This is a genomic window from Streptomyces solicamelliae (genome assembly GCF_045348655.1).
Taxonomy (GTDB): Bacteria; Actinomycetota; Actinomycetes; order Streptomycetales; family Streptomycetaceae; genus Streptomyces; species Streptomyces solicamelliae.
Genome location: NZ_CP160404.1, coordinates 3,069,155 through 3,091,480 on the forward strand (window position 1 = coordinate 3,069,155; position 22,326 = coordinate 3,091,480).

At 73.9% G+C, this 22,326-nt stretch carries 20 protein-coding genes and 1 pseudogene; 9 read left to right on the plus strand and 12 right to left on the minus strand.

Translation table 11 applies throughout. The features are described from left to right. Nucleotides 1-79 precede the first annotated feature (79 nt). A pseudogene (locus ABZO31_RS14045) lies at nucleotides 80-751 on the plus strand (pyridoxine/pyridoxamine 5'-phosphate oxidase). Nucleotides 752-757: 6 nt separating this feature from the next. Here the strand turns inward: ABZO31_RS14045 and ABZO31_RS14050 are convergent. Beyond that, complete coding sequence (locus ABZO31_RS14050; protein ID WP_406861518.1) at nucleotides 758-1,171, minus strand: Zn-ribbon domain-containing OB-fold protein; 414 nt, start codon at nucleotides 1,169-1,171, stop codon at nucleotides 758-760. After that, a complete protein-coding gene (locus ABZO31_RS14055; protein ID WP_406861519.1) occupies nucleotides 1,171-1,620 on the minus strand; it encodes a DoxX family protein in 450 nt (149 codons plus the stop codon). Before ABZO31_RS14055 ends, ABZO31_RS14050 begins: the two co-directional genes overlap by 1 nt. Before the next feature lie 178 nt (nucleotides 1,621-1,798). On the opposite strand from ABZO31_RS14055, the gene ABZO31_RS14060 reads away from it, so the two are divergent. Further along, the gene (locus ABZO31_RS14060; RefSeq protein WP_406861520.1) at nucleotides 1,799-2,962 is read left to right on the plus strand and encodes a flavin-containing monooxygenase; all 1,164 of its coding nucleotides are present in this window, start codon (nucleotides 1,799-1,801) and stop codon (nucleotides 2,960-2,962) included. Here ABZO31_RS14060 and ABZO31_RS14065 read toward each other — a convergent pair. Beyond that, nucleotides 2,959-3,084 (minus strand): hypothetical protein, encoded by a 126-nt coding sequence (locus ABZO31_RS14065; protein WP_406861521.1) that lies wholly within the window; start codon nucleotides 3,082-3,084, stop codon nucleotides 2,959-2,961. The genes ABZO31_RS14060 and ABZO31_RS14065 overlap by 4 nt on opposite strands. Before the next feature lie 300 nt (nucleotides 3,085-3,384). Here ABZO31_RS14065 and ABZO31_RS14070 point away from each other — a divergent pair, with 300 nt between their 5' ends. Together ABZO31_RS14070 and ABZO31_RS14075 are read left to right on the plus strand one after the other, a co-directional pair. After that, complete coding sequence (locus ABZO31_RS14070) at nucleotides 3,385-5,607, plus strand: acetate--CoA ligase family protein (protein ID WP_406861522.1); 2,223 nt, start codon at nucleotides 3,385-3,387, stop codon at nucleotides 5,605-5,607. 81 nt (nucleotides 5,608-5,688) lie between these two features. Beyond that, a complete protein-coding gene (locus ABZO31_RS14075) occupies nucleotides 5,689-6,408 on the plus strand; it encodes an enoyl-CoA hydratase/isomerase family protein (protein ID WP_406865352.1) in 720 nt (239 codons plus the stop codon). A 38-nt stretch (nucleotides 6,409-6,446) separates the two neighbouring features. Here the strand turns inward: ABZO31_RS14075 and ABZO31_RS14080 are convergent, their stop codons facing one another. After that, nucleotides 6,447-8,903: a bifunctional serine/threonine protein kinase/MFS transporter gene (locus ABZO31_RS14080; protein ID WP_406861523.1), complete on the minus strand. Its 2,457-nt coding sequence runs from the start codon at nucleotides 8,901-8,903 to the stop codon at nucleotides 6,447-6,449. Between the two features lie 63 nt (nucleotides 8,904-8,966). Beyond that, entirely contained in the window at nucleotides 8,967-9,587 is a 621-nt protein-coding gene (locus tag ABZO31_RS14085; RefSeq protein WP_406861524.1) for a phosphoribosylanthranilate isomerase, read from the minus strand. Nucleotides 9,588-9,674: 87 nt separating this feature from the next. Here ABZO31_RS14085 and ABZO31_RS14090 point away from each other — a divergent pair, with 87 nt between their 5' ends. The 3 genes from ABZO31_RS14090 (at nucleotide 9,675) to ABZO31_RS14100 (ending at nucleotide 12,298) form a co-directional block, all read left to right on the plus strand. Next, on the plus strand, nucleotides 9,675-10,274 hold the full coding sequence (locus ABZO31_RS14090; RefSeq protein ID WP_406865353.1) for a flavin reductase family protein: 600 nt from the start codon (nucleotides 9,675-9,677) through the stop codon (nucleotides 10,272-10,274). A 207-nt stretch (nucleotides 10,275-10,481) separates the two neighbouring features. Next, the gene (locus tag ABZO31_RS14095; RefSeq protein ID WP_406861525.1) at nucleotides 10,482-11,351 is read left to right on the plus strand and encodes an RNA polymerase sigma factor; all 870 of its coding nucleotides are present in this window, start codon (nucleotides 10,482-10,484) and stop codon (nucleotides 11,349-11,351) included. Next, nucleotides 11,348-12,298 (plus strand): CU044_5270 family protein, encoded by a 951-nt coding sequence (locus tag ABZO31_RS14100; RefSeq protein WP_406861526.1) that lies wholly within the window; start codon nucleotides 11,348-11,350, stop codon nucleotides 12,296-12,298. Before ABZO31_RS14095 ends, ABZO31_RS14100 begins: the two co-directional genes overlap by 4 nt. On the opposite strand, the gene ABZO31_RS14105 is transcribed toward ABZO31_RS14100, so the two are convergent. Continuing rightward, complete coding sequence (locus ABZO31_RS14105; RefSeq protein ID WP_406861527.1) at nucleotides 12,295-13,197, minus strand: hypothetical protein; 903 nt, start codon at nucleotides 13,195-13,197, stop codon at nucleotides 12,295-12,297. The two genes, ABZO31_RS14100 and ABZO31_RS14105, sit on opposite strands and share 4 nt — an antisense overlap. A gap of 62 nt (nucleotides 13,198-13,259) precedes the next feature. Beyond that, the gene (locus ABZO31_RS14110) at nucleotides 13,260-14,573 is read right to left on the minus strand and encodes an MFS transporter (RefSeq protein ID WP_406861528.1); all 1,314 of its coding nucleotides are present in this window, start codon (nucleotides 14,571-14,573) and stop codon (nucleotides 13,260-13,262) included. A 263-nt stretch (nucleotides 14,574-14,836) separates the two neighbouring features. Between ABZO31_RS14110 and ABZO31_RS14115 the strand changes: the two genes are divergently transcribed. Next, nucleotides 14,837-15,829, plus strand: a complete 993-nt coding sequence (locus tag ABZO31_RS14115) for a GlxA family transcriptional regulator (protein ID WP_406861529.1) — start codon at nucleotides 14,837-14,839, stop codon at nucleotides 15,827-15,829. A gap of 27 nt (nucleotides 15,830-15,856) precedes the next feature. On the opposite strand, the gene ABZO31_RS14120 is transcribed toward ABZO31_RS14115, so the two are convergent. The 4 genes from ABZO31_RS14120 to ABZO31_RS14135 all read right to left on the minus strand — a co-directional run bounded on the left by ABZO31_RS14120 (nucleotide 15,857) and on the right by ABZO31_RS14135 (nucleotide 20,498). Continuing rightward, the gene (locus ABZO31_RS14120; protein WP_406861530.1) at nucleotides 15,857-17,248 is read right to left on the minus strand and encodes an FAD-binding oxidoreductase; all 1,392 of its coding nucleotides are present in this window, start codon (nucleotides 17,246-17,248) and stop codon (nucleotides 15,857-15,859) included. Nucleotides 17,249-17,365: 117 nt separating this feature from the next. Beyond that, nucleotides 17,366-18,415, minus strand: coding sequence for a Zn-dependent alcohol dehydrogenase (locus ABZO31_RS14125; protein ID WP_406861531.1), 1,050 nt, complete (start codon nucleotides 18,413-18,415; stop codon nucleotides 17,366-17,368). Continuing rightward, a complete protein-coding gene (locus ABZO31_RS14130; protein ID WP_406861532.1) occupies nucleotides 18,412-19,563 on the minus strand; it encodes an acyl-CoA dehydrogenase family protein in 1,152 nt (383 codons plus the stop codon). Before ABZO31_RS14130 ends, ABZO31_RS14125 begins: the two co-directional genes overlap by 4 nt. A 20-nt stretch (nucleotides 19,564-19,583) precedes the next feature. Beyond that, a complete protein-coding gene (locus tag ABZO31_RS14135; protein ID WP_406861533.1) occupies nucleotides 19,584-20,498 on the minus strand; it encodes an SDR family oxidoreductase in 915 nt (304 codons plus the stop codon). Between the two features lie 96 nt (nucleotides 20,499-20,594). Here ABZO31_RS14135 and ABZO31_RS14140 point away from each other — a divergent pair, with 96 nt between their 5' ends. Beyond that, a complete protein-coding gene (locus tag ABZO31_RS14140) occupies nucleotides 20,595-21,533 on the plus strand; it encodes a cyclase family protein (protein WP_406861534.1) in 939 nt (312 codons plus the stop codon). A gap of 203 nt (nucleotides 21,534-21,736) precedes the next feature. Here the strand turns inward: ABZO31_RS14140 and ABZO31_RS14145 are convergent, their stop codons facing one another. Then, nucleotides 21,737-22,210, minus strand: a complete 474-nt coding sequence (locus ABZO31_RS14145; protein ID WP_406861535.1) for an ATP-binding protein — start codon at nucleotides 22,208-22,210, stop codon at nucleotides 21,737-21,739. Nucleotides 22,211-22,326 lie beyond the last annotated feature (116 nt).

The window sequence follows — 22,326 nt, forward strand, 5'->3', positions numbered from 1 at the left end:
CCCGGCGGGACCGCCGGGCCCGAGGCCGCCGTGCCGGGCAGGCCCGCGGCCCCCGCGCCCCGACGCGTAGGGTCGGGCCATGAACGACCACGACGAACCCGGTGCCTTCCACGCCGCGCTGCGCGCCCTCCGCGTGTGGGACACCGACCTCCCCGCCTTCGACCCGGCGGCCGTGCCCGCCGAGCCGGTGACGCTCTTCCGGTCCTGGTTCGTCGAGGCGGCCGCGGCCGGCGCGGTCGAGCCGCACACCATGCACCTGGCGACGGTGGACGAGGCCGGACTGCCGGACGTGCGGACGCTGATGCTGCACGACGCGGACGCCCGCGGCTGACACTTCGCCTCGCACGCGACCAGCGCGAAGGGCCGTCAGCTGGCCGCCCGCCCCGAGGCGGCGCTGGGCTTCTACTGGCCCGCCCAGGGCCGGCAGGTCCGGGTCAGGGGCCGGGTCTCGACCGGCACGCCCGAGGAGGCGTACGCGGATCTGCACGCCCGTTCCACGGGCGCGCTGGCCGCGGCGCTGGTCGGCCGGCAGAGCGAGCCGCTGCCGGACCTGGACACCCTGGCGGCGGCGAGCGGGGCGGCCTGGGAGCGGGCCCGGCGGGAGCCGGACGCGGAGCCGGAGACGTGGACGGCGTACGTGCTGGAACCGCTGGAGGTCGAGTTCTTCCAGGGCGACGAGCGGCGACGGCACGTACGGCTCCGCTACCGGCGTGAGGGCGAGGCGTGGATGCGCGAACTGCTCTGGCCGTAGGGGCGCTCAGGCGGGCACGAACACGGGGACGGCCGACCCGTCGTCCGCCTCTCGGAACGCGACCCGCAGCGCCCTCCCGATCCGCAGCTCGTCCTCCGGGCAGTCGACGACCTCGGTCATCATCCGCGGCCCTTCGTCGAGGTCGACGACCGCGGCGACGTACGGGACGCGCTCACCGAACGGCGGCAGGTCGTTGCGGTGCACGACGGACCAGGTGTACAGCGTGGCCCGCCCGCTCGCCGCCTCCCAGGCGACGTCGTCGCTCCAGCAGAACGGGCAGAACTCGCGCGGGTAGTGGTGGGCCTCGGCGCATGCGGCACACCGCCGGAGGAGCAGCTTCCCGTCGACGGCGGCGTCCCAGTAGACGCGGCTGAAGGCGTCGACGTCGGGCAGGTCGTACCGGGGCGGGGGCGGAGCCATCAGAAGACCCCCCACAGGCGGTCGAGGGACCAGGTCTGCCAGGACACGGCGAAGAGGGCGACGAACGAGATCAGCGCCATCATCGCGTTCTGCCCCTGCTCGGCCCAGTCGTGGATCATCAGGACGAGATACAGCAGGTTGAGCAGCAGCCCGCCGACCAGGGCGACCGGGGTGAGGAACCCGAGGACGAGCCCGAGCCCGAGGGCGAGTTCGGCGTAGACGACGACGTACGCCATGAGCCTGGGGCGCGGCGCGACGATCCGCTCGAAGCCGGTCCGCACGAACCCCCAGCGGTGCCTGCCGGCGACGTCGGCGGCCCAGGCTATGCCGGTACCGCGCTCGAACCAGCCCTTGCGGTCCTTGTGGCGCCAGCTCTCCAGCCACCACAGACCGAGACCGATACGAAGCACGGCGAGCCACTCGGCGCCGGTGAGCCAGACGGTCTGCATGGGCCCTCCTTGCCGTGAACGAGGAAATCTGACGGTACGTCAGTTCACCGGACGGGCGGCCCCGGACGCAAGAGCCGCGCACGGGGCACACGAAAACCCCACGGGCGTGACCGATTCGCAACCGATTCCCGTCTTGACCGAGACCCATGAGGTGACCACGTCATTACGCTCGGAAGTCATGGTCACCACCTCCCACGATCACTCCGTCCACCCCGTCTACGTCATCGGCGGCGGGCCGGGCGGACTCGCCGCGGCGGCGGCGCTCCGGGCCCGGGGCGTGCGCGCGGTCGTCCTCGAGAAGTCCGATGCCGTCGGGGCGTCCTGGCGCACCCACTACGACCGGCTCCGCCTGCACACCACGCGCCGCCTCTCCGCGCTCCCCGGGCTGCCGATACCGCGGGCGTTCGGCCGCTGGGTCGCCCGCGCGGACGTGGTGCGGTACCTGGAGAAGTACGCGGAGGTGCACGAACTCGAGACGGTCACCGGCGTCGAGGTCGACCGGGTCGAGCGCGCGGACGACGGCACATGGGTGCTGCACGCGACGGGCGGGCGGCGGCTGACGGGCCGCGCGGTCGTGGTCGCGACGGGCTTCAACCACACGCCGAAGCTGCCGGAGTGGCCGGGCGCGGAGGCCTACGAGGGCGAGCTGCTGCACGCGAGCGCGTACCGCAACCCGGCCCCTTACACGGACAAGGACGTGCTGGTCGTCGGCGTCGGGAACACCGGCGCGGAGATCGCGGCGGACCTGGCGGAGGGCGGCGCGGCGCGGGTCCGGCTCGCGGTGCGCACGGCCCCGCACATCGTGCGCCGTTCGACGGTGGGCTGGCCGGCCCAGCGCACCGGCATCCTGGTGCGCCGCCTGCCGGTACGGCTGGTGGACAAGGCGGGCGAGCTGATCGCCCGCCTGTCGATCCCGGACCTCACCGCCCACGGCCTGCCCCGCCCGGACACGGGCCTGTACTCCCGCGTCCGCGAGGGCGCGATCCCGGTCCAGGACGTGGGCCTGATCGACGCGATCCGCTCGGGCCGCGTGGAGCCGGTCGCCGCCGTGGAGTCGTTCGACGGCCGGGAGGTCGTCCTGGCGGACGGCACCCGCCTCACCCCCGACACGGTGATCGCCGCCACCGGCTACCGCCGCGCCCTGGAGCCCCTGGTCGGCCACCTCGACGTCCTCGACGACCGCGGCCGCCCGACCACCCGCGGCCCCAAGTCACCCCCGAACGCCCCCGGCCTGTACTTCACCGGCTTCACCAACCCCATCAGCGGCATGCTCCGCGAACTCGCCCACGACGCCGAACGCATCGCCGCGCACATCGCGAAGCACGCCGCCTCAAGGCGCTAGTAGTCAGTCGTCACGGAGACCTCGACCTCGTCGTCCACGGGGTCCATGTCCAGCCCCTCAAGGTCCGGGGTCGCGACACGGGCCGACACGCGCTCCAGACCGGCGCTCAGAGGCTCCAGCACCAGGGGAGAAGGTGTACGCGTCCCCGGCATCAAGGGCCCCGTGGCGCCCTAGAGACGCTCGCACCGGACGGAAACCGTACGGGAGGGGCGTGCCTCGTGCCGTCGCTCGGCGCGGGCGGCCCGACGAGGCCGTCCTTCGCCACCCAGGTCGTACCCACGTTGGCGAGGGTGAACCGCCGAGGGTTGTAGCGCCGGTGACCGCGCGGCTGGAGCACGATCGCTGCACGACTGTTCCTGACTGGCCGTCAGACTTGTAATCTGACTGTGCGTCAGTTCAGTGTTCAGGAGGGCGGCGGAACGATGCTTGGTTCGACACACGGCACCTTCACCACCGATCTGCGCGCCCGCGTGGTGGCCTGCGGGGAGGAGCGCGGGGTCGTCGTGCACGGGGTTGCGGCCGTGCCCGGGGACGTGGACGTCAGTGGGCGGGACCTGTACGCGGCCGTGCCGGACCTCGACCGGTTCTTCCGGCCGGAGTCGGTGGCCGTCGTGGGGGCGTCGGACGCCGAGGGGCGGCCCAACACCGGGATCACGCGGCAGTTGCTGGCGTGGGCCGAGCGGGTGGGGGCGCGGGTGCATCCGGTGCATCCGCGGCGGGAGAGCGTGTTCGGGATTCCCTGTGCCGCCTCCGTCGCCGCGCTGCCCGAGACCGTCGATCTCGCTGTGCTGCTCGTCGCCGACCCGCTGCCGCTCGTCGCCGAACTCGCCGAGGCCAAGGTGAGGTTCGCCGTCGCCTTCGCCTCCGGCTTCGCCGAGACCGGCGCGGAGGGGGCCGCTGCTCAGGAACGGCTCGCGGAGGCGGTCAAGGGGTCCGGCGTGCGGTTGCTCGGGCCCAATACGAATCTCAATGCGTTCGAGGAGTTCCGGGAGGATCTCGACGGGCCCGCCGTCGCGCTCATCACGCAGTCCGGGCATCAGGGGCGGCCCGTCTTCACCCTGCAGGAGCTGGGCGTGCGGCTCTCCCACTGGGCGCCCACCGGCAACGAGGCCGACCTGGAGACCGCGGACTTCATCTCGTACTTCGCGACCCGGCCCGAGGTCGGGGCCATCGCCTGCTACGTCGAAGGGCTCAAGGACGGGCGGTCCTTCCTGCTCGCCGCCGACCGCGCCGCCCGCGCCGGCGTCCCCGTCGTCGCCGTCAAGGTCGGCCGCACCGAGACCGGCGCCCGGACCGCCGCCTCCCACACCGGCAAGCTCACCGGCGCCGACCAGGTCGTCGACGCCGCCATGCGGCAGTACGGCGTCATCCGGGTCGACGGGCTCGACGAGCTCCAGGACACCGCCGCGCTGCTCGCCCGCGCCCACCGGCCCGTCGCCGACGGCGTCGTCGTGTACTCCATCTCCGGCGGCACCGGCGCCCACTTCGCCGATCTCGCCACCGCCGCCGGCCTGAGCCTGCCAACCCTCGGCGCCGCCAAGCAGGACGAGCTGCATCAGTGGATACCCGACTATTTGAACGTGGCCAATCCCGTCGACAACGGGGGGCATCCCGTCGGCGACTGGCGCGGGCGGAAGATCATCGACGCGATCCTCGCCGACCCCGACGTGGGCGTGCTGATCTGTCCGATCACCGGCCCCTTCCCGCCCATGAGCGACAAGCTCGCGCAGGACCTCGTCGACGCCGCCGAGACCACCGACAAGCTGGTGTGCGTCGTCTGGGGCTCGCCCGTCGGCACGGAGGACGCGTACCGCCGTACCCTCCTCGGCTCCTCCCGCGTCGCCACCTTCCGCACCTTCGCGAACTGCATCACCGCCGTCCGCGCCCACCTCGGCCACCACCGGTTCACCGCCGCCTACCGCTCCCCCTTCGACGAGGCCCCGCGCACCCCGTCCCCGTCCTTCCGCAAGGCCCAGGCCCTGATGCGGCCCGGCCACCGGCTGAGCGAGCACGCGGCGAAGCAGCTGCTGCGGGCGTACGGGATCCGGGTGCCGCGCGAGCAGCTGGTGACCAGCGCGGCCGCGGCCGTGCGGGCGGCCGGTCTCGTGGGCTACCCCGTCGTCATGAAGGCGTCCGGCACGCAGCTCGCGCACAAGACCGAACTCGGCCTGGTCAAGGTCGGGCTGACCTCCGCGAGCCAGGTCCGCGACGCGTACCGCGACCTCACCGACATCGCCCGCTACGAGGGCGTCGACCTCGACGGCATCCTGGTCTGCCAGATGGTCGCGAAGGGCGTCGAGATGGTGGTGGGCGTGACGCGCGACGCCCTCTTCGGGCCGACCGTGACCGTCGGCCTGGGCGGCGTACTCGTCGAGGTGCTGAACGACACCGCCGTCCGCGTACCGCCCTTCGGCGAGGCCCAGGCCCGCGACATGCTCGCCGAACTCCGCGGCCGAGCCCTGCTCGACGGCGTGCGCGGCGCGCCGCCGGCGGACGTGGACGCGCTGGTGGAGGTCGTGCTGCGGGTGCAGCGCATGGCCCTGGAGCTGGACGGGGAACTGTCCGAGCTGGACATCAATCCGCTCATGGTGCTGCCGCGCGGGCAGGGCGCGGTGGCGCTCGACGCGCTGGCCGTGTGCCGCTGAGGAGGCGAGTCGTACGTGGACGAGGTACTGCACCGGGTCGAGCGGGATGTCTCCTGGATCACGCTCAACCGGCCCGAGGCCATGAACGCCGTCACCTGGGACCAGCGGGAGCGGATCATCGCGCTCCTTGAGGACGCCTCCGCCGACCCGGACGTCCGCGCGGTCGTGATCACCGCCACCGGCAAGGGCTTCTGCGCGGGCGCCGACCTGCGGGGCGCGCCGTCCGGCGGGGACCGGGTGACGGGAGACGTGGCGCGGACGATCCGGCGGGGCGCGCAGCGGTTCGTCGCCGCGGTCCTGGACTGCGAGAAGCCGGTGCTCGCGGCGGTCAACGGCACGGCGGCCGGGATCGGCGCGCATCTGGCGTTCGCCTGCGACCTGGTGGTGGCGGCGGAGGGCGCGCGGTTCATCGAGGTGTTCGTACGGCGCGGTCTCGTGCCGGACGGCGGCGGCGCGTATCTGCTGCCGCGGCTGATCGGGCCGCAGCGGGCGAAGGAGCTGATGTTCTTCGGCGACGCGCTGGAGGCGGGGGACGCGGAACGCCTGGGGCTCGTGAACCGCGTCGTCGCGGCGGAGGAGCTGGAGAAGACGGCCCGCGCGTGGGCGGAGCGCCTCGCCCAGGGCCCGACGCGGGCGCTCGCGCTGACGAAGCAGCTCGTCAACGCCTCCCTGGACACCGACCGCACCACCGCCTTCGCGGCGGAGGCCGCGGCCCAGGAGCTCAACATGACAACCCGGGATGCGAACGAGGGGGTGGCGAGCTTCGTGGAGCGGCGAACGCCGGAGTACTGGGGGCGGTAGGGGCACGGCGCGGGGCCGTAGGGGGGCGGGGGCGGCCCTCAGCCCGTACGGTCCGCCGCCCCGCCCCTGATCGTCGTACCCGCGATCAGCGCCGCCAGCAGCAGTGCCCCCGCGCCCGCCCAGTTCACCGCGGCGTACGCCTCCATCGGGTTCGCGCGGTCGACGGCGTCGAGGAGGGCGGGCAGGGCTGAGCCGGCCGCCGCCTCGCCCACCTGCTGGGCCGCGAGCGCGGCCGCCGCCGCGCCGCCCGCGTGGAGCGGGGTCGCGTCGGCCGTCACCGTTTCGAGGAGCGGGGCGAGGGCGAGTCCGGCGCCGAGGCCGGTGAGGATCAGGGCGGCCAGGGCGAAGCCGTACCCGCTCTCGGCTTCGAGCCACGTCAGCAGCGCCACGCCGGCCGCCGCGATCAGCAGGCCCGCCGTGACCACCGCCTGCGGGCCGGACCGCCGGGTCAGCTTCGGGGCCAGCGCGAGGGCGCCGAGGGCGGCGCCGACGGCCAGGGGCAGTTGGAGCAGTCCGGCCACGAGCGGCGGGTGGCCGCTGCCCGCGTACAGGTAGTAGTTCACGGTCCAGAACAGCGACAGGACACCGCCGGCCGCGAGCAGCAGGGCGACGAGCCCGCCACCGCGGGCCGCGGGCCCGAAGGGGTGCGGAGCGCCCGCCCCCTGCTCCGTCCCCGCCCGCCGGGCCACGTAGACCCCCAGCAGCAGCAGACCGCCGATGCACGTCACCAGCGTCAACGGGGACGCCCACGAGCCCGACCCGCCGCTGATTCCCTCGTGGCTCAGGCCGAAGACGAGCGCCGACATGCCCACCGTGCCGAGCAGCGTGCCCGCCACGTCGAAGCGCCGGCCCGTGCCCGGGCCGCCGGCCGGCAGCCGGAGCGCGCCGACCAGGGCGGCGACGGCGAGCGGGAAGCCCGCGTACCCGGCCAGTCGCCAGCTGAGGTTCTCGACGAGCAGGCCGCAGACCGGCGCCGCGACCACCGAGCCGCCGACGACGACCGCCGCCCAGACCCCGAATGCCCGCCGCCGCTCACCCGGATCGGTGAAGCCGCCGGTCACCAGGGACAGCCCGGCCGACAGCGCGAGCCCGGCGAAGACACCCTGCAGGAGGCGGCCCCAGGACAGCACGTCCTCGGACGGCGCCAGGCCGCCCACGACGCCCGCGACCATGAAGCCGACCAGTCCGACGGCCAGCGTCCGCCGGGCGCCGAAGGCGTCCGCGAGGTGTCCGCCGAGCAGCAGCGCGCCCGCGGTGCCGAGCGCGTACATGCCGACGAGCGACCCGAGGACCGCGGAGTGCAGCCCCAGGTCGTGCTGGACCTGGGCGATCGTCACGGCGAAGGCCGACGCCGTGAACAGCACGGCGAGCTGGGCCAGTACGGCGACCCCGAGGCCCAGCCACCGCTTGGGATTCGGCCCCGCCGGGACGTACGGGTACGGGTACGGCTGGGGCGGGCCGAAGCCCTGGGGCGGTACGTGGTGCGCCGGGGTCGTCGGAGCGTACGCGGGCGGCGGCGGCATCGGAGCAGGCGCAGGTGCAGGCGCCGGGGCGGCGGCCTTGACCAGTCCGGCCCTCGGATCCGCCGCGGGCTCCGTCGGCGCGTAGTCCAGCAACTGTGCCGCGCGGCGCCCGAGTTGGGCGAGCACCGACCCCGGCAGCCACTCCTCCGTCCCGTCCGCCGCCGTGCGTTCGGCGATCTGCTCCGGGGTGGGCCGCAGCGCCGGGTCCTTCTGCAGGCACTCGCGGACGAGCGGCAGCAGCGATTCCGGTACGCCGGTCAGGTCCGGCTCCTCCTCCGCGATCCGGAACAGGTGGGCGTTCAGGCCGGTGTCGGTCGCGCCGAAGAGGAGCCGCCCGGTGGCCGCGTACACGAGCACCGCACCCAGGCAGAACACGTCGCTCGCCGGGGTGAGTTCGAGGCCGCGGACCTGTTCCGGGGACATGAAGCCCGGTGAGCCGATCAGCATGCCGGTGCGGGTGTGCAGGCTGTCCCCGGTAAGGCTGTCCATCGCCCGCGCGATGCCGAAGTCGATGACCCGCGGGCCGTCGACGGTGACCAGGACGTTCGACGGCTTGAGGTCGCGGTGGATCAGACCGGCCGTGTGCACGGCCCGCAGGGCCAGGGCGAGGCGGTTCGCGAGGGTGCGGACGGAGTGCTCGGGCAGCGGCCCGTAGTCCTCGGCGACGACCGTCGTCAGGTCGGGGCCGGGGATGTACTGGGTCGCCACCCACGGCACCGCGGCCTCGGGGTCCGCGTCGAGCACGGCCGCCGTCCAGTCGCCGCCGACCCGCCGCGCGGCCGCGACCTCGCGGGCGAAGCGGCGGCGGAACTCGGGGTGGCCGGCGTGCTCGGCCTGGACGACCTTCACGGCCACCGTGCGGCCGCCCTCGGAGCGGCCGAGATAGACCAGGCCCATGCCGCCCGCGCCCAGGCGGGCGATGAGGCGGTAGGCGCCGATGTGAGTGGGGTCCTCGCCGGTCAACTGATCCACGGCGGGAAGGGTAGTTCAACTCTCCATGCGGAGGGGCGGATTCAGGTACCCGGACCGCGTCTCCTACCCCCTCTCCACCCCTTCCTCACGCGCCGCCTTCAGGAACGCCCGGATCAACTCCGGGTCCTTCACCCCGCGGCTCGCCTCGATCCCGCTCGACACGTCCACACCCCAGGGGCGGGCGGTGCGGATCGCGGCGCCGACGTTCGCCGGGGTGAGGCCGCCGGCCAGGAGCCAGCGGACGTCCGGTGCGGGCAGCCGGGTACCGGTGAGGTCCCAGGTCTCGCCGGCGCCCGGCACCGGGGCGTCGAGCAGCAGCACGTCCTCGCGGCGCTCCCCGTACGCGGGGGCCTGCCCGCGTACGGAGGCGGCGCGGATCAGGGTCCGGCCGGGCGGCAGGAAGCCGCGGACGGCCTCGAAGTAGGCCAGGTCCTCGTGCCCGTGCAGCTGGACGGCGCGCACGCCGGTCGCCTCCACGGCCGCGCGCACCTCGTCCAGCGGCTGGTCGCGGAAGACGCCGACGGTCAGGACGGACTCCGGTACGCGCGCGGCGAGCCGGCGCGCCGTCTCCGCGTCGATGCGGCGGACGCTCTCGGCGAAGACGAACCCGACGGCGTCGGCGCCCGCCGCCACGGCGGCGTCGACGTCCTGCTCGGTGCGGAGACCGCAGACTTTGACGAACATGCGGCCACTGTACGCAGACGTCGGACCCACCCCTTCTCATCTGACGAACCGTCAGCTTCAATGGATGACGTGATGGGACATGCCGGGATGGCGGCCACCGCCGTCCGATACCTCAGATCGGCCGGCGCCCCGGCGGGCGTCGGGACGCCGGTGCACCACCCTGCGGGCCCCCGCCCCGAACTGCGGGCCGTACGCGACGACGAACGCGCGCCCGTCGACCCGGGCGAGTTCCGTCGCGTCCTCGGTCACTTCGCGAGCGGCGTGACGATCGTCGCGGCGCGGGACGAGGACGGGCTGGCGGGCTTCGCCTGCCAGTCCTTCGCCTCGCTCTCCCTCGACCCACCGCTCGTCGTGTTCATGGTCGCGCGGACGTCGACGACCTGGCCGCGGATCGCCCGCGCCGGCACGTTCTGCGTGAACGTGCTCGGCGCGGAGCAGGGCGAACTGTGCCGGGCGTTCGCGGTGAGCGGCGCGGACAAGTTCGCGGGCGTCGCGCACGCCCCCGCCCCCGTGACGGGCTCGCCCCGGCTGGCCGGGGTCCCCGCGTGGGTCGACTGCACGATCCGCGCGGTGCACACCGGCGGCGACCATCTGATCGTCGTCGGCGCGGTCGAGGCGCTGGGGGCGGAGGACGACGGCGCGCCGCTGCTGTTCCACCGGGGCCGGTTCGGGCGCTTCAGCGGGTGAGATGCACGGTCGTGGTGCGCCCGGGACGCACTCCCGTCGACGTTCTCGCGGCGGCCCGCCCTCGGGCGCGTACGAGACGTCGTACGTGCCACGGCCGGGCGTGACGCGGTACGTCGCCGGGCACTGCCGTGGGGGCGCGGGGTTCCCGTGACGCACGTCACCGGAACCGGGGCAACGCGGGCGGCAGTGCGGGGTGTGGAAACAGTCATGAGGAATCGCTTCCGCCGCGGCGACCCGGACGCCCTGGCCGAGCTGTACGACGAGCACGCCCAGGTGCTCCACCGGTACGCCCTGCGCGTGACGGGGAACTGGGCGGAGGCGGAGGACGTCGTCTCAGCGACGTTCCTGGAGGCGTGGCGGAGCCGGGAGAAGCTCCGGCCGGACGGTGACGGGCTGCGCCCGTGGCTGCTCGGCATCGCGACGAACGTCATGCGCCGCAACGCCCGGACGCGCCGGCTCCGCGAACTCGCCCTGGCCCGGCTGCCGGAGCGCGACTCGGTACCGGACTTCGCTGACGACCTGGTCGCGCGGCTGGCGGACACGGAGGAACTGCGCGCCGCGCAGGCGGCCCTCGCCCGTCTGCGGCGGCGTGACCGCGAGGTCTTCACCCTGGTCGTCTGGGCCGGCCTCGACTACGCCGCCGCCGCGGAGGCCCTGGGCGTCCCGGTCGGCACCGTCCGCTCCCGCCTCTCCCGAGCCCGCACCCGCCTCCGCGAACTGGCGGCAGAGGAAGCGACAAAGCCCCGCAGGAGCCCCGTCCGGCCTGCGGCAAACCCCGCCGCCTCGGAAGACGACGTGCGTGCAGTGCCCCCCGCCGTACCCGGCACCGCACCGCACCGAATCCCGCAAGCCGCCCCCGCCGGCCCACCTCGCCGAGCAGCCGAACCCCGCGGCCTCGCCGCGGCTCCCGGCAGGACCCGCCGGGCCGATGCCCGGACGGACTCCGCTCCGGAACCCGGCGGCGAAGCCCGCCGGGTGAGCGCCGGCACCCGCGCCGGCGGGCCGACCGGCGCAGCCGTCGGCCACGTCGCCCCCGCCCCCTCGCCCGCCCCGCGCCCCCTGGAGACCCGCCGATGAACGCCGCCGTCCCCCGCCCCGCCGCCGAAGAGGCCGACGTACAAGAGCTCGCCGCGCTGCTGCCGCCGCCCGCCGTGCCCGAGCTGCCTCGGGAGCGGGCGCTGGTCCTGCGGCAGGCCCTCCTGCGCGACGCACAGCCCGCGCCGCGGCGCGTGCGGCGGCGGGTGCTCGTGCCTGCCGTCGCCTGTGCGCTGGCCGTCGCCGGAGTCGTCGTGTACGGGGTCGAACGGCCGCCCGCCGCCGTGCGGTCGGACTCCGCCGCGCCGCTCCTCGACCGCATCGCGCTGGCCGCCGCCTCCCGTACCGCGACCGCCGTCCGGCCCGGGCAGTTCGTGTACGTGCGGAGCAGGGTCGCGTACGCCGGGCAGAGCGCCGACGGCGGACCGCTCACACTGTCGCCCGTGCGGAGCCGCGAGGTGTGGCTGTCGGCCGACGGGAGCCGGGACGGGCTCGTCCGGGAGGCGGGGGCGGCCGATTCCACTGTCACGGCCGTCGGGGACGACGCGCCCTCCGTCTCCAGCCCCTCCCACGTCTTCGTCACCGCCCTCCCCACCGACCCGGCCGCCCTGCTCGCCCTCGTCCGTGAGCAGACCCGCGGCCAGGGGCAGGACCCCGACCAGCGGGCCTTCGAGGCCATCGGGGAGCTGCTCGCCGAGACGGCCGCCCCGCCGCAGGTGTCCGCCGCGCTCTACCGGGCCGCCGCGCTCATCCCGGGCGTGACCGTCGCCGGGTCGGCCGAGGACGCCGCCGGGCGGCCGGGCGTCACCGTCGCCCGTACCGCCCGCGGCGAGCAGAAGCAGTGGATCTTCGACCGGACCACGTACGCGTATCTCGGCGAGCGCACCGTCCTCGTCGAGACCACCGACGCCGGCCCCGCCGGCACCGTCACCGGCACGTCCGCCGTGCTCGCCACGGCCGCCGCCGACCGCCCGGGCGAGGCGCCCTAGCCGCGGCGTTCGAGCCGGTACAGCTCCTGGGAGTCGGGGTCGCCGATGAAGGCGAAGAGCTTCGGGTGTTCCTCCGTGCCGTAGAAGGTCCAGAAGAACCCGTCGTCGCAGCCCTTCACCGTCACCCCGACGCCCTGGTCCCAGACGCCCTCGCCCGGTGCGTACGACCAGCTCCCCGTGCCGGTGCACTCCTCGATCGCCCCGTAGAAGTCGTACATGTTCATGCCGGTCGCCGTCGCCCGGCCGTCCTTCCCGAGGACCAGCGTGCCGCCCTCGCCGTCGCTCCACGTGCCGGCGAGGCGCTCCGCGCTGATCCGAGGCGGCTCGTACGCGAGCCCGGCCCACAGCCCCACGCCCGCCAGCACGCTGGCGGTCACGACCGCGAGCGTCCCGTACAGCGCCACCCACCCGAACATCACGCCGCCGCCGATCCGCGGCCGGTCCGGCAGCAGCAGGCGCCGTACGACCAGCGACGCGACCGCCCACCCCGCCGCGGCCGCGAGCCACAGCACGAACGCCCACCAGAAGTCCGCGTTCTGCAGCAGCAGCCCGCCGAGCACCAGCGGAAACGACACCGCGGCCGCGATCACCGGGATCCACCACCAGGCCCGGCCGAGCCACCCGGCCAGCTGCACCAGCGGGATCACGAGGGCGACCGACGCCACCGTGATCGCGACCACGCCCACCACCGCGAGGACCACCGCCAGCACGGCCGTGAGGACCAGGCTGAGCGCCAGGTTCAGGAGGTTGTACTGCAGGTCGGGGCTCTCCCACGTCTGGGTCCACACCGCCACCCCGATCCCGCCGAGCACCGCCTCCACGAGCAGCACCGACATCGACGCCGTCAGCAGCGCGCCGTACCGCTCCCGCACCCGGATCATCCGCATTTCTGAACGCATTCAAATCCCCTCCCGCAGGCATCATGCACCCTGCGGGAGGGGACGCGCGGACCGGGGTCCCCCTACGCCCCGGCCTGCGCCCGCCGCCGGATCACCAGCGCCATCAGCGCCGCCGCCGCGCACAGCGCGCCCGAGGCGTACCAGACCACGTCGTACGAGCCGAAGACGTCCCGCGCCACGCCGCCCGCGAAGGCGACGACCGCCGCGCCGACCTGGTGCGAGGCGAGGACCCAGCCGAAGACGATCGCACTGTCCTCCCCGTAGTGCTCGCGGCAGAGCGCGATCGTCGGCGGCACGGTCGCCACCCAGTCCAGGCCGTAGAACACGATGAAGAACACCATCGGCGGGTGCACCGACGGCGCGAGCAGCAGCGGCAGGAACAGCAGCGAGACGCCGCGCAGCGCGTAGTACACGGCAAGGAGCCGCCGCGCGTCGAAGCGGTCGGTGAGCCAGCCGGAGGCGATCGTGCCGATGACGTCGAAGACGCCGATCACCGCGAGCAGCGAGGCGGCGGCCCTGATCGGCATGCCGTGGTCGTGCGCGGCGGGCACGAAGTGCGTCTGGATCAGGCCGTTCGTCGACGCCCCGCAGATCGCGAAGGTCCCGGCGAGCAGCCAGAACGGGCCGGTCTTCGCCGCCTTGAACAGCACGGCGACGGTGCGGCGCGCCGCGCCCGTCACCGGCGGCGGCTTGGGCACGAACTGCTTCGCGCCGTACGGGGCGAGGCCCACGTCCGCCGGGTGGTCGCGCAGCAGCAGCCAGACGAACGGGACGACGGCGAGCGCGGCGAGCGCCACCGTGACGGCGGCCGGCCGCCAGTGGTGCTCGTCGACGATCCACGCCAGTGTCGGCAGGAAGATGAGCTGGCCGGAGGCCGAGGCGGCGGTCAGGATGCCGGTGACCAGGCCCCGGCGCTCGGTGAACCAGCGGTTGGTGACGGTCGCGGCGAAGGCGAGCGCCATCGAGCCGGTGCCGAGGCCGACGAGCAGGCCCCAGCAGAGCAGCAGCTGCCACGCCGCCGTCATCCACACCGTGACCCCGGAGCCCACGGCGATGACCGTGAGCGCGACGGCGACGACCTTCCGGATGCCGTACCGGTCCATCAGCGCGGCGGCGAACGGCGCGGTGAGCCCGTACAGCGCGAGGTTGACGGACACGGCGAGCCCGATCGTCCCGCGCGACCAGCCGAACTCCTGGTGCAGCGGGTCGATCAGGAGACCCGGCAGCGAGCGGAACGCGGCCGCGCCGATGATCGTGACGAACGCGACCGCCGCGACGAACCAGGCCCGGTGGATACGGCCGGCGCGTACCGGGGTCGGAGGCGGAGTCGGGTTCGGGGACGGGGCCGGGGCCGGGGTCTCGCTTGTCTGTGCCACGTCATGAGCTTCCCGGCCGCCCGGGCCTTCGACCACTGGCCCGACTGCCAGCTTTCACACGGATCGGGCCATGCATCGGGCCATGCATCGAGCCACGGACCGGCTCACGGCGGGGGAATGCGTGCGGCTGCCGCAGACTTGTACGCGTACGTGCCCGTGTCCTTGTCCGTCACGGGCCCGAGATCTACGTCGAGTGGTCTGGACCACCAGGGATTTACGGGGAGGCCCACGTGGACTTCCGTGGAGCATCCGAAGGGAACCCCATGCCGCAGCCCGGAACCGCGCCGCACCGCGTCGCCGTCCTCGCCCTCCACGGCCTCCTCCCCTTCGAACTCGGCATCCCGCACCGCATCTTCGGCCGCGCCAAGGACGCGTCCGGCCGGATGCTGTACGAGATCGTCACCTGCGCCCCCGTCGCCGGCGAGGTCCAGACCGACGCCGACTTCGCCATCTCCGTCCGGCACGGCCCCGAGGTCCTGGCCACCGCCGACACGATCGTCGTCCCCGCCTCGTACGAGCTCGGTCCCGTGTACGAGGAGGGCCGGCTGACGGACGAGCTGAAGGCGGCCTTCGCGCACGTCCGGCCCGGTACCCGCCTGGTGTCGATCTGCACCGGCGGGTACGTGCTGGCCGCCGCCGGCTACCTCGACGGCCGCCCGGCGACCACGCACTGGTCGTCCGCCGCGCACTTCCAGCGGCTGTTCCCGTCCGTCAGGGTCGACGCGGACGTGCTGTTCGTCGACGACGGGGACGTCCTGACCTCCGCCGGCGTCGCCGCGGGCCTCGACCTGTGCCTGCACATCGTGCGCCGCGACCACGGCGCGGCCGTCGCCAACGAGGTGGCCCGCCGCACGGTCGTCCCGCCGCACCGGGACGGCGGCCAGGCCCAGTACATCGCCCGCCCCGTCCCCGAGGCGGGCACCTCGACCACCACCTCCGCCCGCGCCTGGGCGCTGGCCCACCTGCACGAGCCGATCCAGCTGCGCGACCTGGCCGTGCGTGAGTCGATGAGCGTGCGGACCTTCACCCGCCGCTTCCGCGAGGAGGTCGGCGTCAGCCCCGGCCAGTGGCTGACCCAGCAGCGCGTCGAGCGGGCCCGCCACCTGCTGGAGTCCACGGACCTCCCGGTCGACCAGGTCGCCCGGGACGCCGGCTTCGGCACCCCGCAGTCGCTGCGGGTGCACCTGCAGACCGCGATCGGCGTCACCCCGACCGCGTACCGGCGCACCTTCCGCACCGGCGCCACCGCGCGGTGACTACGTCACGGCGCCTCCGCGCGGTGACTACGTCGACGGCAGGATGTCCTGCGTCGCACGGAAGAAGTTGTCCGGGTCGTACGAGCCCTTGATCTTCGCCAGCCGGTCGTAGTGGTCCCGGTAGGTGGCTCGGACCCGCTCCTGGCCCTCGTCCGCGCCGATGAAGTTCACGTACGCGCCGCCCATCGACTGCGGGTGCAGCGCGTCCCAGTAGTCGACGCACCACTGCCTGATCGGCTCGGCGTCGGCCGGTGTCTCGCCGATCCCGCCGATCACCCCGGACCAGACCGCGTCGCGGTAAGCCCAGGCCGTGTCGTCCGCGCCGACGTCGTGCGCGGCGGCGTCGACCGGGTACAGATGCATCGTCGACAGCTCGGTGGGCATGGCGTCCAGGTACCTGGCGTGCACGTCGACGGACTCGTCGGTGATCCGGTCGAAGAAGTCCCCGCGCCAGTACCACTGGAGCCCCTTCGGGATCAGGTGGTCGAACATCGACTGCAGCGCCGGGTACGGGATCGGGGTCGCGAGGTGGAAGGCCGGCGGGCCGGCCTCGTTCACCGCGGCGAACACGTCGGTCAGCGTGTCCTCGTCAGGCTTCGGGCCGGTGTAGCACCACACCACGCCGCACATCTTCCGTCCCCACAGCTCTTCCGGGAACGGCGGCTCGGGAGCGATGGCGAGGGTGGCGAAGAAGCCGTTGAGCTCGCGCGGCGCGGCGGGCAGGAACTCCCGGTACCAGCGCAGCACGTCCCCGATCTTCTCCGGCTCCCACACCGTCACGCCGAGCCCGACCGTGTCCACCGGGTGGAGCCGGAAGGTGAAGGACGTGACCACGCCGAAGTTCCCTCCGCCGCCGCGCAGCGCCCAGAACAGCTCGGAGTGCTCGTCCGGCGAGGCCGTCACGTACGTGCCGTCGGCGAGGACGAGGCGCGCGGCGGCCAGGCTGTCGACGGTCAGCCCGTACGCGCGGGTCAGGTGGCCGTGGCCGCCGCCGAGGGTCAGGCCGCCGACGCCGGTGGTCGACATGATCCCGGCCGGGACGCCGAGCCCGAAGCCGTGCGCCGCGTGGTCGAGGTCGCCGAGCTGCGCGCCGCCGCCTACCAGGGCGGTGGTGTCCGCGGGGTCGACGTGCACCCAGCGCAGCCCGCCGGACAGGTCGAGGGTCAGGCCGCCGTCGATCAGACCGAGCCCGGCCCCGCTGTGCCCGCCGCCGAGGACGCCGAACGGGATGCCGGTGTCCCGGGCGAACCGCACGGTCGCCTGGACGTCGGCGACGTCCGCAGCCCGCACGATCGCGGCGGGACGTTTGTCCACCATCGCGTTGTAGATCGCGCGGGCCGCGTCGTAGCCCTCGTCGTGCGGTGCGAGGACCGGGCCGCGTACCGCCTCGCGCAGCGTGTCCAGTGCCGTGATGTCCATGGGGAACTCCTCGATCCGACCCGAACCCCCGGAAAGGGCTCGCTCGGTCCCGTCCCCGGCCGCGCTACCTCACCAGTCTCTCCCGGCGCCCGCCGGGCCGCACTCCGTCGGAAACCGTCAGAAGGTGAGCACCCCGCGGGCGACCCGGCCCTGGTGGGCGTCGTCGGCGGCCTTGGCGAAGTCCTCCACGGGGTAGGTCTCGGTGACGAGTTCGTCGAGCAGCAGCCGGCCCTGGAGGTACAGCTCGGCGTACAGGGCGAGGTCGCGCTGCGGGCGGGAGGAGCCGTACCGGCAGCCCAGGATCGACTTGTCGAGGAACATCGCGGCGGGTGCGAAGCTCGCCTCGGCGGTCGGTGCGGTCATGCCGAGCAGGATCGCCTGGCCGTGCCGGTCGAGCAGGTCGATCGCCTGCCGGACGAGCCCGGTGTGGCCGACGCACTCGAAGACGTGGTCGGCGCCGGTCGGCAGCACGTCCCGTACGGCGTCGGCGGAGGGCAGGAAGTGCGTGGCGCCGAACTGCCGGGCGACCTCCTCCTTGGCCGGGTTGGTGTCCACGGCGACGATCGTGGAGGCGGCGGCGATCCGCGCGCCCTGGAGGACGTTGAGGCCGATGCCGCCGGTGCCGATGACGACGACGGTGTCGCCGCGGTCGACCCTGGCCCGGTTGAGGACGGCGCCGACCCCGGTGAGGACGCCGCAGCCCATCAGGGCGGCGGAGGTCAGGGGGATGCTGTCCGGGATCTTCACGGCCTGCACGGCCCTGACGATGGTCCGCTCGGCGAAGGCCGAGTTGGAGGCGAACTGGAACAGCGGTTCGCCGTTGCGGGAGAACGGCTGCCCGGGGCGCCCGATGGCCTTGCGGCACATCGTGGGCCTCCCCCGGTCGCAGTCCGCGCAGGCCCCGCAGCTCGCGAGGGTGGACAGGGCGACGTGGTCCCCGGGCGCGACGTGCCCGACGCCCGCGCCGACGGCCTCGACGACGCCGGCGCCCTCGTGGCCGAGGACCACGGGCGCGGGGAACGGGATGGTCCCGTCGATCACGGACAGGTCGCTGTGGCACAGCCCCGCGGCGGCGACGGCGACGAGGACCTCGCCGGGGCCGGGCTCGCGTATCTCGAGATCGTCGACCACCTGGGCCTGCGTGCCGTCGAACACGACGCCTCTCATCGGCTCTCCTCCTTCTTCGCTTCCCTCGGCAGGCCGAGCACGCGCTCGGCGATGATGGTGCGCTGGATCTCGTCGGAGCCGCCGTAGATCGTGTCGGCCCGGCTGAAGAGGAACATCCGCTGCTGGTCGTCGAGTTCGTACGCGTCCGTCCACGGCCCGGGCCCGCCGGTCGCCTCGGCGCCCCGTACGGCCATGGCCAGCTCCCCGAGCCGGCGGTGCCAGCCGGCCCACAGCAGCTTGGCGACGCTGGGCGCGCCGGGGTCGTCGGTACGGCCGAGGGTGCGCAGCGCGTTCCACCGCATGACGCGCAGGGCGGCCCACTGGGAGACGAGCCGGTCGGCGAGGACGGGGTCGCGGTGGGCGTGGCGGTCGACGGCGGTGCGGACGACCTGCTCCAACTCGGCGGCGAACCCGATCTGCTGGACGAGCGTCGACACGCCCCGCTCCAGCGCGAGCAGCGCCATGGCGACCCGCCAGCCGTCGCCCTCGCCCCCGACGAGGTCCCGGGCGTGGGCGACGGCCCCGTCGAAGTACACCTCGTTGAACTCGCTGGTCCCGGACATCTGCCGGATGGGCCGGACGTCGATGCGGCCGGGCTGGTCCATGGGCACGAGGAGGAACGACAGCCCGCGATGCCGGCGGGACCCCTCCTCGGTCCGCGCGAGCACGAAGCACCAGTCGGCGTCGCGGGCGAGCGAGGTCCAGATCTTCTGCCCGCTGATCCGGTACCGGTCGCCCCCGTCGCGCACGGCTCTGGTCCGCACCCCGGCGAGGTCGGATCCGGCGCCGGGCTCGGAGTACCCCTGGCACCACAGCGTCCCGCCCCGCGCGATGCCCGGCAGGAACCGCGCGCACTGCTCGGGCGTGCCGTGCGCGAGGAGCGTCGGCGCGAGCAGGTTCTCCCCGATGTGCCCGAGCCGGGCCGGCGCGCCGGCCCGCGCGTACTCCTCGCCCCACACGACCTGCTGGGTCAGGCTGGCGCGACGACTCCCGTACGAGGCGTCCCCCCACCCGAGCCCGATCCACCCCGCCGCACCGAGCTCCCGCTCCCAGCCCCGCGGGTCACCGCCCGGCGCGGGATGCGCCGCCAGCCACTCGCGCGCCTCGTGACGAAACGCCTCGTCCTCGACCCCGAACTCGAAGTCCACGTCAGCCTCCCCGCCGGCCGCTAGGCGTTCGGGCGGGAGCCGTCGGCCGCCGCTCGGGCCATTTCCTCGAGCATCGTCAGCATCGGCATCGGGTCCGTCCCCACCGTGCCCGGCAGGAAGTCCGCGATGCGTTCCGGGGTCCATGCGCCGGACTCCGCGTAGCCGGCCCGCAGTTCCCTCGGCTGGGCCCAGACCGCGATCTTGGGGCCGGCGATCGTGTAGACCTGGCCGGTGATCCTCTCCTGCTTCGCCCGGTCCGACAGCAGGTAGACGACGAGCGCCGCCACGTCCTCCGGCTCGCCGATCTCCTTCAGCTCCATCGGCACGTTCGCGGACATCCGCGTCCGCGCCACCGGCGCGACCGCGTTGGCCGTGACCCCGTACTTGTGCAGACCGAGCGCCGCGCTGCGGACCAGCGAGATGATCCCGCCCTTCGCCGCCGAGTAGTTGGCCTGCGCCACGGACCCCTGGTGGTTGCCGCTGGTGAAGCCGATCAGCGTCCCGGCGCCCTGCTTCCGCATGACCGCCGACGCCGCCCGGAACAGCGTGAACGTGCCCTTCAGATGGGTGGCGACCACCGGGTCCCACTCCTCCTCCGACATGTTGAAGAGCATCCGCTCCCGCAGGATGCCCGCCACGCACACGACCCCGTCGATCCGCCCGAACTCCGCGAGCGCGGTGTCCACGACCCGCTGTCCGCCCGCCATCGTCGAGATGTCGTCGGCGACCGCGACCGCCGCGCCGCCCGCCGCCTCGATCTCCTTCGCGACGGCCGACGCGACCTCCGACGTGGGCTCGCCGCCCTCGATCGACACCCCGTAGTCGTTGACGACAACCTTCGCGCCCTCCGCCGCGCACGCCAGGGCGACCGCGCGGCCGATACCGCGTCCCGCTCCGGTGACGGCGACGACCTTGCCTGCCAAGAAGTTCCCCACGACCGGCCCCTTCCCGAGGTTTCTGACGGTCCGTTAGATTCGCCCTCTGGATTCTATGGCCCGTCAGATACCGGAAAACAAGACCCCGGAGGCCCGATGTCCCACCCCGACGCCCTCCCCGCCGAGTTCCACGAGATCGCCAAGCGCGTCAACAACTGGGGCCGCTGGGGGCAGGACGACGAGATCGGCACGCTCAACCTGATCACCGACGAGTCCGTGCGGGCGGCCGCCCGCACCGTGCGCTCCGGACTGCGCGTCCCCCTCGCCCTGGACCTGAAGCAGGACGGCGTGCAGACGGGCATGATCCCCGGCCGCGTCAATCCGCTGCATGTGATGGTGCAGGTGAACCAGGAACTCTTCGGCCCGGGCACGGTGGCAACCAGCGACGACGCGGCGACCCTCGGTCTGCAGGCCGGCACCCACTGGGACGCGCTCACCCACGCCTCGCACTCCGGCCGCCTCTACAACGGCCGCCCCGCCGCCACCATCACCCCGCACGGCCGCGCCGAGTTCAGCGGCATCCACACCGTGCGGCACGTCGTCGGCCGCGGCGTACTGCTCGACGTGGCCGCCGCGAAGGGCCTCGACCGGCTGCCCGGCGACCACGCGGTGACCCCGGAGGACCTGGACGAGGCCGCCGAGTTCGGCGGGGTCACGGTCGGGGCCGGCGACCTGGTGCTCGTCCGGACCGGGCAGATCCAGGCGTACCTCGCCGGGGACAGGCACGGGTACGCGTTCCCGTCCCCCGGACTCTCGGTCCGCACCCCGGAGTGGTTCCACGCCCACGACGTCGCCGCGGTCGCGAACGACACCCTCACCTTCGAGATCTTCCCGCCGGAGATCGAGAACCTGTGGCTTCCGGTCCACGCCCTGGACCTGGTCGAGATGGGGATGCTGCAGGGCCAGAACTGGAATCTGGAAAAGTTGTCCACAGCCTGTGCACAGGAGCGGAAGTACGCGTTCCTGCTCTCCGCGACACCCGAGCCGTTCGTCGGCGGCACGGGAGGTCTGGTCGCACCGGTCGCGATCCACTGAGCCCGCACACGGGCTTCCGGGTGGCGGCGCGCACACGCGCGCCCCGAGCACGGCATCGCGGCCGCCACCCCGCCACGACCCGCACTCGTCGAGGGCGGCCGCACACAGGCAGCCCGTCCCTCGTCGTCCCCTCGCGACGAATCGCTCACCCCAGGGTGATCACTCGGGCACGAACCGTCAACGGGTTGCGGAGGATTTACCCGTTACGCGTGATACGTGATGACACCGGGAGCCTCGAAACCGTGCGCCTCGAAGCCGGGCGCGGCCTTCTCGTACCCACTGCGGTCGACCTCGCACCAGATCCGCTTGCCGCGCCCCTCGGGCTGCCAGCCCCACCTGTCGGCGAGCCCGTCGACCAGCTCCAGGCCGCGCCCGTTGGTCTCCTCGCCGCCGGCGTGCCGGGGCCGCGGCGGGCAGTCGCTCGCGTCGGCGACCTCCACCCGTACCGTCCCGGCCTCGGGCACGCCCGCCCCGAACAGCATCCGCAGCACGGCCGGGCAGCCCGTGTGCACCACGGCGTTCGTCACGAGTTCGGAGATGAGCAGCACCAGCGTCTCGGCCAGCGGCTCGTCATCCCCTATGCCCGAACCGGCGAGCCTCGAACGGGCCCAACGCCGGGCGCGTCCCACCTCAGCCGGGTCCGGCCCGACCTCCAACTGAACCTGAAGCACCTGCACCGCTCACACCATCCGAACCGGCGGACACATCGCCTCGCGCCTCACTGACAAACCGGTCATCACGGAACGTGATTCCCTTGTGAGACAGCATGGTTGACGTACAGTCACCGCAACAA

What these genes read in the sequence shown, in the direction of transcription:
- ABZO31_RS14050 (WP_406861518.1), bottom strand. Translation starts at nt 1,171, where the DNA reads ATGGCTCCGCCCCCGCCCCGGTACGACCTGCCCGACGTCGACGCCTTC.
- ABZO31_RS14055 (WP_406861519.1), bottom strand. Translation starts at nt 1,620, where the DNA reads ATGCAGACCGTCTGGCTCACCGGCGCCGAGTGGCTCGCCGTGCTTCGT.
- ABZO31_RS14060 (WP_406861520.1), top strand. Translation starts at nt 1,799, where the DNA reads ATGGTCACCACCTCCCACGATCACTCCGTCCACCCCGTCTACGTCATC.
- ABZO31_RS14070 (WP_406861522.1), top strand. Translation starts at nt 3,385, where the DNA reads ATGCTTGGTTCGACACACGGCACCTTCACCACCGATCTGCGCGCCCGC.
- ABZO31_RS14075 (WP_406865352.1), top strand. Translation starts at nt 5,689, where the DNA reads ATGAACGCCGTCACCTGGGACCAGCGGGAGCGGATCATCGCGCTCCTT.
- ABZO31_RS14085 (WP_406861524.1), bottom strand. Translation starts at nt 9,587, where the DNA reads ATGTTCGTCAAAGTCTGCGGTCTCCGCACCGAGCAGGACGTCGACGCC.
- ABZO31_RS14090 (WP_406865353.1), top strand. Translation starts at nt 9,675, where the DNA reads ATGGCGGCCACCGCCGTCCGATACCTCAGATCGGCCGGCGCCCCGGCG.
- ABZO31_RS14095 (WP_406861525.1), top strand. Translation starts at nt 10,482, where the DNA reads ATGAGGAATCGCTTCCGCCGCGGCGACCCGGACGCCCTGGCCGAGCTG.
- ABZO31_RS14100 (WP_406861526.1), top strand. Translation starts at nt 11,348, where the DNA reads ATGAACGCCGCCGTCCCCCGCCCCGCCGCCGAAGAGGCCGACGTACAA.
- ABZO31_RS14105 (WP_406861527.1), bottom strand. Translation starts at nt 13,197, where the DNA reads ATGCGTTCAGAAATGCGGATGATCCGGGTGCGGGAGCGGTACGGCGCG.
- ABZO31_RS14115 (WP_406861529.1), top strand. Translation starts at nt 14,837, where the DNA reads ATGCCGCAGCCCGGAACCGCGCCGCACCGCGTCGCCGTCCTCGCCCTC.
- ABZO31_RS14120 (WP_406861530.1), bottom strand. Translation starts at nt 17,248, where the DNA reads ATGGACATCACGGCACTGGACACGCTGCGCGAGGCGGTACGCGGCCCG.
- ABZO31_RS14125 (WP_406861531.1), bottom strand. Translation starts at nt 18,415, where the DNA reads ATGAGAGGCGTCGTGTTCGACGGCACGCAGGCCCAGGTGGTCGACGAT.
- ABZO31_RS14140 (WP_406861534.1), top strand. Translation starts at nt 20,595, where the DNA reads ATGTCCCACCCCGACGCCCTCCCCGCCGAGTTCCACGAGATCGCCAAG.